The sequence below is a fragment of the Homoserinimonas sp. A520 genome, assembly GCF_054489245.1.
In genome coordinates, this window is sequence record NZ_JBTMWX010000003.1 from 107924 (window position 1) to 120331 (window position 12408).

The 12408-nt window shown below is 67.5% G+C and carries 12 protein-coding genes and 1 rRNA gene; all 13 read left to right on the forward strand.

The window, feature by feature from the left end; genetic code table 11:
• The first annotated feature begins 109 nt into the window (after positions 1–109).
• Positions 110–226 (forward strand): 5S ribosomal RNA (gene rrf / locus ACX3PH_RS09135).
• 212 nt (positions 227–438) lie between these two features.
• Positions 439–1548, forward strand: coding sequence for a hypothetical protein (locus ACX3PH_RS09140; RefSeq protein WP_459091669.1), 1110 nt, complete (start codon positions 439–441; stop codon positions 1546–1548).
• Complete coding sequence (locus ACX3PH_RS09145) at positions 1538–2593, forward strand: HAD-IIA family hydrolase (RefSeq protein WP_459091671.1); 1056 nt, start codon at positions 1538–1540, stop codon at positions 2591–2593. Before ACX3PH_RS09140 ends, ACX3PH_RS09145 begins: the two co-directional genes overlap by 11 nt.
• Before the next feature lie 61 nt (positions 2594–2654).
• Entirely contained in the window at positions 2655–2819 is a 165-nt protein-coding gene (locus ACX3PH_RS09150; protein WP_459091673.1) for a hypothetical protein, read from the forward strand.
• The gene (locus ACX3PH_RS09155) at positions 2812–3651 is read left to right on the forward strand and encodes a TlyA family RNA methyltransferase (RefSeq protein ID WP_459091675.1); all 840 of its coding nucleotides are present in this window, start codon (positions 2812–2814) and stop codon (positions 3649–3651) included. The genes ACX3PH_RS09150 and ACX3PH_RS09155 overlap by 8 nt, the downstream gene beginning before the upstream one ends.
• 111 nt (positions 3652–3762) lie before the next feature.
• Positions 3763–4695 (forward strand): NAD kinase, encoded by a 933-nt coding sequence (locus tag ACX3PH_RS09160; RefSeq protein ID WP_459092392.1) that lies wholly within the window; start codon positions 3763–3765, stop codon positions 4693–4695.
• Entirely contained in the window at positions 4692–6401 is a 1710-nt protein-coding gene (gene recN / locus ACX3PH_RS09165; RefSeq protein WP_459091677.1) for a DNA repair protein RecN, read from the forward strand. The genes ACX3PH_RS09160 and recN overlap by 4 nt, the downstream gene beginning before the upstream one ends.
• 171 nt (positions 6402–6572) lie before the next feature.
• On the forward strand, positions 6573–8321 hold the full coding sequence (locus tag ACX3PH_RS09170; protein WP_459092394.1) for a CTP synthase: 1749 nt from the start codon (positions 6573–6575) through the stop codon (positions 8319–8321).
• 1 nt (position 8322) lies between these two features.
• Entirely contained in the window at positions 8323–8991 is a 669-nt protein-coding gene (locus tag ACX3PH_RS09175; RefSeq protein ID WP_459091679.1) for an NUDIX domain-containing protein, read from the forward strand.
• Positions 8992–8996: 5 nt separating this feature from the next.
• Positions 8997–9953, forward strand: coding sequence for a site-specific tyrosine recombinase XerD (xerD, locus tag ACX3PH_RS09180; protein ID WP_459091681.1), 957 nt, complete (start codon positions 8997–8999; stop codon positions 9951–9953).
• A gap of 85 nt (positions 9954–10038) precedes the next feature.
• Positions 10039–10938, forward strand: a complete 900-nt coding sequence (locus ACX3PH_RS09185; RefSeq protein WP_459091683.1) for a ParA family protein — start codon at positions 10039–10041, stop codon at positions 10936–10938.
• A complete protein-coding gene (locus tag ACX3PH_RS09190; RefSeq protein ID WP_459091685.1) occupies positions 10922–11791 on the forward strand; it encodes a segregation and condensation protein A in 870 nt (289 codons plus the stop codon). Before ACX3PH_RS09185 ends, ACX3PH_RS09190 begins: the two co-directional genes overlap by 17 nt.
• Positions 11781–12404, forward strand: coding sequence for an SMC-Scp complex subunit ScpB (gene scpB, locus ACX3PH_RS09195; RefSeq protein WP_459091687.1), 624 nt, complete (start codon positions 11781–11783; stop codon positions 12402–12404). The genes ACX3PH_RS09190 and scpB overlap by 11 nt, the downstream gene beginning before the upstream one ends.
• Positions 12405–12408 lie beyond the last annotated feature (4 nt).

Consider the following 12408-nt stretch of genomic DNA (forward strand, 5'->3'; position numbering starts at 1 on the left):
CGTGCTTGCGTCCACTTTGTGGTTCCCGATTTACGGTCGGGAACTGCTGACAATCCTCAGCCCAGGGCTGAGCGCATTGTCCGCGAACTGATTGATAAATCAATAGAGTTTCGGCGGCCATAGCGAGAGGGAAACGCCCGGTTACATTCCGAACCCGGAAGCTAAGACTCTCTGCGCCGATGGTACTGCAGGGGGGACCCTGTGGGAGAGTAGGACACCGCCGGACAATATTTAGAAATGGCCACCACTGTGTTTATTGAACGCAGCGGGTGGCCATTTCGCTTTTAACGAGTCTTCCGCGGGTCGAGCCTTAGGCTGGTCGCGCGAGCGAAGCGAGGCCTGTGCTGAGCTTGTCGAAGCATCGAGACCCCACGGGTCACGCCCATTTACCGGAACCCGCACGACCAGCACCGCACAACAAACTCAACAGGAGCAACCGTGACCGATTCAGGTGACCGCGACCGCCGCCCAGGCGGCAAGCCGGACGGACAGCGCCCTGACCGCAAGGGTCCCGCTCGTGGAGCGCCCCAGGGCGACCGGGGTCCATGGCGCGACGGGGATCGACCCGACCGCGGTGGAGTTGATCGCGGGCGTCCCGACCGCGGTGGAGCAGACCGTGGACGTCCTGAGCGTGGCGGAGCCGGCCGTGGTCGTCCAGGTGAGAAGGGTGCCGACGAGAAGCGCGTCTGGACCCGCGACGGGAAACCGGCACGCGGCGACCGGTCGGCGAGCCAGCGGGAGACTCCTGAGGATCGCGACCCCTACGGCACCAAGTCGGTGCGGTCACGTCACGATGACCCGGAGATCCCGGAAGATGTCACGCCGAACCAGCTGGACCGGGTTGCCCGGGCCCAGCTGAAGACCCTGAGCAAGGACAACGCCGAGGGCGTGGCCAATCACCTGGTGATGGTTGCCCGCCTGATCGACACCGACCCGAAGCTCGCCTACGAGCACGCGGTATCGGCTGCCCGTCGCGCCGGCCGAATCGCAGTGGTGCGGGAAACCCTGGCCATTGCCGCGTACACGATCGGCGACTTCGCCATGGCACTGCGCGAATTGCGCACCTACCGCCGGATCTCCGGACTGAATGACCAACTCCCCATGATGGTGGACAGCGAACGCGGGCTTGGCCGACCCGACAAGGCACTCGAGCTCGGTCGCTCCGTGCCGCGGGAGACACTGCCCGTTGACGTACAGGTCGAATTGGCGATCGCCATGTCCGGCGCTCGGCTCGATCTCGGCCAGACGGATTCGGCACTGACCGAGCTGCAGATCCCTCAGCTCGACCCCAACACCGCGTACTCCTACAGTGCCGCCCTGTTCGCCGCGTACGCCGCCGTACTGGAAGACCTGGGCCGTGCCGCTGACGCCGCAGACTGGTACCGCCGGGCGGATGTCGCTGCCGAGGCGTGGAACCCGGACGAGGAAGACGACTCGGTAGAGGTGTTCGAGGAGGAGCTTGAGGATTCCCCTGCTGAAGAGAAGCCGGCAGCGGTTCAACAGGACTCCGAACCGGACACCGAAGACACCACGCCCGATGAGGCGTAAGGACTCGCTCAGCGGCACCCCGCTGGACGGTGTTGACGCTCTGCTGGTGGACCTGGACGGCGTCGTCTACACCGGCTCGAGCGCAGTGCCGTTCGCGGTGGACAGCATCAACCGGGCGGCCGAACGGATGCGCGTCGGTTACGTGACCAACAACGCCTCCCGAGTACCGGCATCCGTTGCCGACCAATTGAACGGCTACGGCCTCACCGTCGCCCCGGAAGACGTCGTCACCTCGCCGCAGGCTGCCGTGCGGCTGCTCGTGGACCTGGTTCCGGCCGGGTCGACCATCCTGGTGGTCGGGGGAGAGGGCCTCACCACAGCGGTGTCCGGAGCCGGTTTCGCGGTCACCGACTCCGCCCTGGACAACCCGGCGGCCGTGATTCAGGGGTTCTCGCCGGACGTCGGCTGGAAGCACCTGGCTGAGGCGTCCTTCGCACTGGGCAGTGGCAGCACAAGCAGCAACGGCGCCCGCGGCAGCGCGGGTGCCGGCATCCCCTGGGTGGCGACCAACACCGATTGGACCCTGCCGCAGGAGCGAGGGCTGGCACCGGGTAACGGCACGCTCGTTTCCGCCGTCCACCTCGCCGTGGGGCGCCTGCCGGTGGTTGCCGGCAAGCCGGAGACGCCGATCTTCGAGGAGGCGGCGATGAGGTTCGGTGCATCGCATCCGCTGTTCATCGGTGACCGCCTCGACACCGATATCCTCGGCGCGAATCGGGCGGGAATCGCATCCGTGCTGGTCCTCACCGGCGTCGATGGTCCTAAGCAGGTACTCGCGGCCGACGCCAAGTCCCGCCCCACCTTCGTGGTGGACGACCTGCGCCAACTGCACGAACCATACCCGGAGGTCACCGAGACGGTGGACCGCTCAGGATCAAGACTGGTCACCGTCGGAAAATCCAGGGTGCGGATGTCCGAGACGACCGTGCGGATCGAACGCGCCGGCAACCGGCGCATCGACCTTCTGCGGGCCGGCGCTGCCGCAATCTGGGGTTCGGGGCGCTCCATCCACGTGCTCGACGTCGAGCCTGGCCTCTACGAGTGACAGCGTGCAGATCACGGAACGCCATCGCGGGCCTGCTCCCACTGTCGGGTAACGTGGCGGTATGAGCGCTGAAGGCAACGAAATCGACCAGGTCGACGGCCTCGTCTCACAGCTGCGCGTGATCGAGGACCAGCCACTGGACGCCCGGGCGTCGGCGTTCACCCAGATCCACGACCGGCTGCGGTCGACCCTCGAAGGCGGAGACAGTCCACAACGCCATGCCTGACGGCTGGGGAAGCGCACACGCCAAGGCCGAGCCGGCCGAGACCCAGCGAGCGGATGCCGCCCTGGCCGCTCGCGGGCTGGCGCGCTCGCGCACGCAGGCCGCACGGCTGATCGCGGACGGGCTCGTCACGCTCGACGGAGCGCCCGTCGTGAAGGCATCCACCCCGGTCCGTGACGACCAGTCGCTCGCCGTCGTCGGCATCGACCACTACGTCAGCCGGGCGGCGCACAAGCTGAGCGCGGCACTGGACGCCTTCCCGGTACAGGTCGACGGTCGGCAGGCGCTGGATGTCGGAGCGTCCACCGGAGGGTTCACCCAGGTGCTGCTGGAGCGCGGCGCCCGGTCGGTCGTGGCACTGGACGTCGGACACGGGCAACTCGACCCGCTGATCGGCCGCGACGACCGGGTGAGCGTGATCGAGGGGTTCAACGCCCGGGAGCTGACACCCGACGCGCTGCAGGCTGCTGCCGGGCATCCGCTTGACGTCCAGCTTGTCGTCGCCGACCTCTCCTTCATCTCGTTGCCGATCGTGCTGCCGGCCGTCGTGGCGACCGTCGGCCTGACCGCCGACTACGTGCTGCTGGTGAAACCGCAGTTCGAGGTCGGGCGCACCGGGATCCGCGAAGGCATCGTTCACGACCCAGGCCTGCGAACGGATGCCGTCACCGGCGTGCTCTGGGCGGCCTGGGACCTCGACCTTCCCACTGCCGGGGTCATCCCCTCACCAATCGCCGGAACGGCGGGCAACCGCGAGTATCTGGTCTGGCTGAGTGCCGCTGCCGGGAGCAATCCGACAGAATGGTTAGACCGCGTCACCGAACTGTGCCGCTGAGCCGGCTCACCAGTGTTGCCGCGCCCCGCCACCGTTCGACAAATCAGCAGGAGGAGCCACGTGCCAGCAGCGCAGAACCTGCCGTCGCCCGCACCCGACGGTGCGCGCCACATGCTGGTCGTATCGCACACCGGACGGCACGACTCGCTGCTCGCCGCCGCCACGGTCTGCCGCCAATTGGTGGCTGCTGGCGTCATCCCGGTCACCACTGCCGCCGAGCGGATGGACATCCTCGCTCAGGCACCTGAGCTCACCTCCATTGCGGTGCTCGACGATCCGGTCAGGCTCGGCGACCTCGAACTGGTCATCGTGCTGGGCGGAGACGGCACCATTCTTCGCGCGGCAGAGCTCGCCCGCGGCTCATCCGCCCCCCTGCTCGGCGTCAACCTCGGCCACGTCGGGTTCCTCGCCGAGAGTGAGCGCGCAGGGCTCGCCGAGACGGTTCAGAGTGCCGTCGCACGCGACTACCTGGTCGAAGAGCGGATGACGCTCGACGTGCGGGTGAAGGTGAACGCTGAAGTCGTGTTCTCCACCTGGGCGCTCAATGAGGCGACGGTCGAGAAGGCCAGTCGCGAGCGGATGCTCGAGGTCGTCATCGAGGTCGACCACCGTCCACTGTCATCGTTCGGCTGCGATGGGGTGGTGATGTCGACCCCGACAGGATCCACTGCGTACTCGTTCTCCGCCGGCGGTCCGGTGGTCTGGCCCAGCCTCGACGCCATGCTGCTGGTGCCGCTGAGCGCGCACGCGCTGTTCGCCCGGCCGCTGGTGGTCGGGCCAGACTCCGTGTTCGCCGTCGAAGTGCTCGACCGTACGCAGGGCAGCGGTGTCCTGTGGTGCGATGGCCGGCGCACCAGTGACCTGCCGCGCGGCGCCCGCGTGGTTGTGCGTCGCTCGCCCATCCCGGTGCGGCTCGCCCGCCTGCACCAGGCACCGTTCACCGACCGGCTGGTCAACAAGTTCCACCTTCCGGTGACCGGCTGGCGTGGGCCCGTCGGGCCGGAAGAGTCCGCCCTCGACGAGACTCAGGCACCCCGCCCATGATCGAAGAGCTCTCGATACGCAATCTCGGGGTGATCGAGCATGCCGTATTGCCGCTGGGCCCGGGCTTCACCGCGCTGACGGGTGAAACCGGTGCGGGCAAGACCATGGTGGTCACCGCCCTGGGGCTACTGCTGGGCAGCCGCGCCGACAGCGCTGTCGTTCGCCAGGGGAGCGGCGGTGCCGACGTTGAAGGCCGCTGGCTGGTCTCAGCGGAGGGCGCCGTTGCTGACCGTGTCGTCGAAGCGGGCGGCGGGCTGGACGACGCCGGCGCAGCAGGTGCAGAACTCATTCTCGGACGCTCCATCTCCGCTGAGGGCCGCAGCCGTGCCGTCGTCGGTGGACGGAGCGCCCCGATCGGCGTCCTCAGCGAGATCGGTGAGCACCTGGTGGTCGTACACGGTCAGTCCGACCAGATCCGGCTGCGCAGTGCGACCGCTCAGCGTGACGCGCTCGACCGATTCGCCGGCGCGGAACTCGCCGGGGTGCTCGGCGACTACCAGGCCGTGTACCGCCGCTGGCAGTCCAACCAGGGCGAACTGGATGTCCTGATCGCCGAACAGGACCGTCGCACGCGGGAGGCGGAGGAACTTCGCGCCGCCATCGAGGAGATCGAAGCGGTTGCGCCCGGGCGGGGCGAAGACGAGGAGCTCGCCGCCCGCTCCGACCGGCTGAGCAACCTGGAAGACCTGCGGATGGCTGCCGCCCAGGCCCACAGCCTGATCTCAGCAGACACCGTGGACGATGCCGGCGGAGCGGATGTCGTCGGCCTGCTCGATGCGGCACGACGCCAACTCGAGCGCGTCGCCTCGCACGACAGCAGCCTGGCTCCGATCGCTGAGTCGGTCGCGAACGCCTCGTTCGTGGTGTCCGACCTGGCCGTGCAGCTCTCCAGCTACCTCTCCGGGCTCGACGCCGACGGCGGACGGGAACTGGAACTGGTCCAGGAGCGCAGGGCACAACTGGCGACCCTGGCGCGCAAGTACGGTCCGAGCATCGACGACGCCATCGAACTGCTCGACACCGGCAGCCGGCGGCTGCTCGAACTGGACAACGACTCCGACCGCATCGAGCTGCTGCGCGCCGAGGTGGAGGCCGACCGAACGAGGATCGCCGAACTCGGGGAGCAGCTCAGTGGCATCCGCCGCCGTTATGCGACCGACCTCGCCGAACAGGTGAGTGCCGAACTGGCCGCCCTCGCCATGCCGGACGCCCGCCTGGTGGTGGAGGTCGACCCTCGGGACGACTACTCGCTCAGCGGTCGTGACCGGGTGGCGATCCTGCTGCAGCCGCACCCGGGGGCTGAGGCGCGCCCGTTGGGTCGCGGGGCATCCGGCGGCGAACTGTCGCGCGTGATGCTGGCGATCGAAGTCGTCATCGCCGCCAGCGACCCGGTCCCCACCTTCATCTTCGACGAAGTGGATGCCGGCGTGGGCGGCGCATCCGCCATCGAGATCGGCAGGCGACTGGCCCGGCTGGCCGAGACGGCGCAGGTGATCGTCGTCACCCACCTCGCCCAGGTCGCGGCGTTCTCGAACAACCACCTCAGCGTCGTGAAAGACAGCGACGGGCAGGTGACCGCGAGCAGCGTCCGCCGGCTGGACGGGGAGGAGCGGGTGGCCGAGATGGCCAGGCTGCTCTCCGGGCTGCCGGACTCCGAAAGCGGACTCGCGCACGCCCGCGAACTGCTGGAGCTGCGAGTCTCCTAATCCTCAGGCGGGTCGAACCCCTTAAGCGGGTCGAGCTCGTCGAGCGTTGTACTGAGCCCGTCGAAGTGACCAGCCGAGCTTGCCGAGGCGTTCAACTGGTCGGATAACCCCAGCGCGCCGCGCCTCACGTTCGCGCGAAACCCGGTGATAGACTGCAACCCCGTGGTGGACATTTCTCAGACGGGCATAACAAAGCACATTTTCGTCACCGGGGGCGTCGTATCGTCCCTGGGCAAGGGGCTCACCGCAGCCAGTCTGGGCAATCTGCTCACGGCGCGCGGCGTGAGAGTCGCCATGCAGAAGCTGGATCCGTACCTGAACGTCGATCCGGGCACCATGAACCCGTTCCAGCACGGTGAAGTGTTCGTCACCGACGATGGTGCAGAGACCGACCTCGACATCGGGCACTACGAACGCTTCCTCGACATCAACCTCAGCCAGGCGGCCAACGTGACCACCGGTCAGATCTATTCGACGGTGATTGCGCGTGAGCGTCGCGGGGAGTACCTGGGCGACACCGTGCAGGTCATCCCGCACATCACCGACGAGATCAAGCGGCGGATGCGCCTGCAGGCCACCGAGACGGATGAGACCGGTGAGCGACCAGACGTCATCATCACCGAGGTCGGCGGCACCGTCGGCGACATCGAGTCGTTGCCATTCCTGGAGGCCGCACGCCAGGTGCGCCACGAGATCGGCCGGGCCAACTGCTTCTTCGTCCACGTCTCCCTGGTTCCGTACCTGAGTGCTGCCGGCGAGCAGAAGACCAAACCGACCCAGCACTCCGTCGCAGCACTGCGCTCGATCGGTATCCAGCCGGATGCGATCGTGCTGCGCAGCGACCGACCGGTCCCCGAGGCGATGAACCGCAAGATCGCGCTCATGTGCGACGTCGACCCGGAGGCCGTGGTGAACTGCCCCGACGTGGCGAGCATCTACGACATCCCGACGCTGCTGCACTCGCAGGGGCTGGACGCCTACATCATCGAGCACTTCGGCCTGTCGGCCAACGGCGTCGACTGGTCCGGCTGGGAGCAGCTGCTCGAAGCGGTGCACGAGCCGCGCCACGAGGTCACCATCGGGCTGGTCGGCAAGTACATCGACCTGCCGGATGCCTACCTCTCGGTCACCGAGGCACTGAAGGCCGGCGGATTCGCCCAGCAGGCGAAGGTGAAGATCCGCTGGGTTCCCTCGGACAGCTGTGAGACCCCCACCGGCGCCGCACACAACCTTTCCGGCCTGGACGGCATCTGCGTTCCCGGCGGGTTCGGCGTTCGCGGCATCGAAGGCAAACTGGGTGCCCTGAAGTTCGCCCGGGAGAACGCCATTCCGGTGTTGGGGCTCTGCCTCGGCCTGCAATGCATGGTGATCGAGTACGCACGCAACGTTGTCGGCCTGACCGGAGCGTCGTCATCCGAGTTCGACCCGGAGACCGAGTTCCCGGTGATCGCCACCATGGCCGAGCAGGTCGACATCATCGCCGGGGGAGACCTTGGCGGCACCATGCGCCTGGGGCTGTACGAAGCCGCGCTGGTACCGGGCTCGATCGTCGAAGAGCTGTACGGGGCATCCGAAATCTCCGAACGCCACCGGCACCGCTACGAGGTCAGCAATGTGTACCGCGCTCAGATCGCGGATGCCGGGATGGCCTTCTCCGGAACCTCGCCCGACGGCACACTGGTCGAATACGTCGAGCTTCCGCGCGACGTTCACCCGTTCTATGTCGGCACCCAGGCGCATCCGGAACTGCGGTCACGGCCGAACCGTGCGCATCCGCTGTTCCGGGGGCTCATCTCGGCCGCGCTTGCACGGCAGGAGGCCAGTCGCCTGTTCGAGGTGGATGGCGCCGGGTCTCAGGGCGGTCGGCCGAGCAGCGCTGAGCTGAACGCCGCCGAGTTCGCCGAGCCGGCCGGTTTCTAGGGTGACAACACTCGAAGACCAGCCCTTCGCGGCACCGGTGCTCTCGAGTGAAGCCGCCTTCGAAGGCAAGGTCTGGAACGTCAAGCGGGAACGGTTCGAGTACGGCACTGACGAATACGGCGCTGGCGAATTGGTTCGCGAGTTCGTCGACCACCCGGGCGCCGTCGCGGTGCTCGCTGTCGACGACCAGGATCGCGTGCTGCTGATCAGGCAGTACCGCCACCCGATCGGGATGCGCGACCTGGAGCTTCCGGCCGGGCTGCTCGACATCCACGGGGAGAGCCTGTTGGTAGCCGCGCAACGCGAGCTGGCCGAGGAGGTCGACCTCGAAGCCTCCGAGTGGGCGTTGCTCACCGAGTTCTACACCTCGCCCGGCGGCAGCAGTGAGGCGATCACGGTGTACCTGGCGCGTGGGCTGAGCGCGACGCCCACCTTCGCCCGCCACAGCGAGGAAGCAGACATCGAGCTTCACTGGGTCAGCCTCGATGAAGCAGTCGAGGCGGTGCTCGACCGTCGCATCGGCAACGCGATCACCTGCATCGCACTGCTCACGGCGCACGCCATGCGGGGCCGCGGGTGGGTTGGGCTCGGCAATGCTGATTCAAGCGGTGTTGGCCCGGACGGCAGCATTGACGCACCCTGGCCACGGCATCCGAAGCTCCGGGACTGAACCTCGTGGACGGCAGTCCGATACCCACCGGGACCACTGCGCTGGAGCGGGCGGTCAGCAACTACCTGCGGCACGTGACCATCGAGCGCGGGCTCTCCGTGAACACTGTCGCCGCCTACCGTCGCGACCTGGCCGCCTACCTCGCCGTCCTCGACGGTCGCGGTGTGACCACGCCGGAGGGGATCAGCGAGGCGGATGTCACGGCCTTCGCCGCCGACCTGCGCGGCCGCCCAGAGGGGGCGCTGACGGCATCCTCGATGGCCAGGATGCTCTCAACGGTGCGCGGCTTCCACCGGTTCCTGGTCGACGAGAACCTTGCCGAGGCGAACGTCGCGGCCGACACGAAGCCGCCCAAGCTGGCGCAGCGGCTGCCCAAGGCGATCACGGTGGAGCAGATGGGCCGGGTGCTGGATGCGACCGGCGGCGACGACCTGCAATCCCTGCGCGACAAGGCACTGCTCGAACTCCTCTACGCCACCGGCGCCCGCATCTCCGAGGTGGTCGCGCTGAACGTGGACGACGTGCTCGGTACCGAGGATGGGGCATCCGATGTGGTCCGCCTGCTCGGTAAGGGCAGCAAGCAGCGGTTGGTTCCGGTCGGCAGCTTCGCTCGAACGGCTCTCGACGCCTACCTGGTGCGTGCTCGGCCCGCGTTCTCGGTTCGCGGAGCAGCAACCCCTGCGCTGTTCCTCGGAATGCGCGGCCAGCGGTTGTCACGGCAGAACGCCTGGCTGATCATCAAGGCGGCGGCCGAACGCTCGGGGATCGGCGTGGAGATCTCACCGCACACCTTCCGCCACTCGTTCGCGACCCACCTGCTGGAGGGCGGGGCGGATGTGCGTGTCGTCCAGGAACTGCTCGGCCACTCGTCCGTTGCAACGACCCAGATCTACACGCTCGTGACGGCGGACACCCTGCGCGACATGTACACGCAGGCGCACCCGCGCGCTCGCCGCAGCTGAACCTTCAACCTATGGTCGAAGTGACCTGATTTCGGCACGCGCGTGGTGAAATGGCGATCAGGAGAGCGCGGATAGAATCTTGCGCATGGGCACGAAGCGCGAGGACACAGTAGAACTCGAAGGGTTCGACGCTGAGACCGTTACCGTACCCAACGGTCCGACCGGCCGCCCGCGCACCGTCTTCCCGGAACCGAAGCCGCTGAAGGGTCACGGTCCGGCGCGGATCATCGCCCTCTGCAACCAGAAGGGCGGCGTCGGCAAGACGACAACCACCATCAGCCTGGGCGCAGCGCTGGCCGACTACGGTCGCCGGGTTCTTGCCATCGACTTCGACCCCCAGGGCGCGTTGTCGGCCGGGCTGGGCGTTCCCACGCACGACGTACCGAACATCTACGACCTGCTGCTCGGCACGGTGAAAGACCCGGCGGAAGCCATCCAGCACACCTCGACGCCCGGATTCGACGTGATCCCGGCCAACATCGACCTGTCCGCCGCCGAAGTGCACCTGGTCAACGAGGTCGCCCGCGAGCAGATCCTCTCCCGCGTGCTGCGGAAGGTCAGCAGCGATTACGACGTGATCCTGATCGACTGCCAGCCGTCACTCGGCCTGCTCACGGTCAACGCCCTCACCGCCAGCCACGGCGTGCTGATCCCGCTGGAGTGCGAATACTTCGCCCTGCGCGGTGTCGCCCTGTTGGTGGAGACCATCGAGAAGGTCACCGACCGGCTGAACCCGGTGCTGAAGCTTGACGGCATCCTGGCCACCATGTACGACTCCCGCACTCTCCACTCCCGCGAAGTGCTGGAGCGTGTTGTCGAAACCTTCGGTAATCAGGTTTTCGAGACCGTGATCGGCCGCACCGTGAAGTTCCCGGATGCCTCGGTGGCAGCCGCCCCGATCACCCAGTTCGCCCCGGAGCACCCGTCGGCGGAGGCCTACCGTCAGCTCGCTCGAGAGTTGATCGTCCGTGGCGCAGTCGCCTAGGGCCGTGACGGCAGCCGAACCGACCCAGGCAGCATCATCCGCCGAAGAGACAGCCCCGGCCGTACCGGAGGCCGTCAAGTTCTCGGTCACGCTGGGCAACTTCGACGGGCCGTTCGACCTGCTGCTCTCCCTGATCTCCAAGCACGAGCTGGACATCACCGAGGTGTCACTGAGCATCGTGACCACCGAATTCATCTCCTACCTGCGCGGACTGGACAGTCACGAGGAGCTCGACCAGGCCAGCGAGTTCCTGGTGGTCGCCGCCACGCTGCTCGACCTCAAGGTGGCCGGCCTCCTGCCGCAGGGTGAGCTGGTCGATGCTGAGGATGTCGCACTGCTGGAGGCGCGGGACCTGCTGTTCGCACGCCTGCTGCAGTACCGCGCCTTCAAGGAGGCGTCGGGCTGGTTCGGCGACCGGATGTCCACAGAGTCGACGAGGCATGTGCGCTCGGTGCGCCTGGAGGAGAAATACCGCAGGCAGACTCCGGAGCTCGTGTGGACCCTCTCCCTGGACGACTTCGCCGCCCTCGCGGCCCTCGCCATGGCGCCGCGGGAGCTGCCGAGCGTTGGGCTCGGCCATTTGCACGCACCGTTGGTCAGCATCCGCGAACAGGCGGCACATGTCGTGTCGCAACTGCGCCGCGGTGAGCCGCTGACTTTCCGGCAACTGGTCGCCGGCGTCGACGTGAAGGGTGTCGTCGTCGCGCGATTCCTGGCCATCCTCGAGCTGTATCGCGGCGACTACCTGGCCTTCGAGCAGCTGGAACCGCTGGGGGAGCTGACCGTACGCTGGACGGCCGAACAGTGGTCAGAGGAGAGCCTCGCTAATCTGGGAACGGACTATGGGAACTGAGACTGTGAAGACCGAGGACTCCACCCTCACCGATGCCGGGGCCGCGGTGCCGGCTGTAGCGGGGAGCGATATCGAGCGGCGCCTGGAGGCGATCCTCATGGTGGCCGACGAGCCGCAGGGCGTCATCGGCCTGGCCACGGCGTTGTCCGCGCCGGTGAAGGAAGTCACCCGCGCCATCGAGGCGCTGGTCGCCGACTTCGATGGTGTCGAGGGCAGCATCCGCCGCGGCTTCGAGCTTCGGGAGGTGGGGGGCGGATGGCGCATCTATGTGCGTCCAGAGCACGATGAGGCTGTCGCCGATTTCGTGCTCACCCAGAACCCGACCCGGCTGTCGCAGGCCGCCCTCGAGACGCTGGCGGTTATCGCCTACAAGCAGCCGATCAGTCGTGGTGCTGTGGCGTCGATCCGCGCTGTCAACGTCGACTCCGTCGTGCGCACCCTGCTCGGCCGCGGCCTGATCACCGAGGCGTACACCGACAGTGAGACCGGGGCGATCCACTACGCCACCACCGACCTCATGCTGGTGCAGCTGGGCATCAACTCGATCGACGAGCTGCCGAAGATCTCGCCGCTGCTGACCGACGGTTCGGACGGGTTCGACGATGTCCTCTAAACAC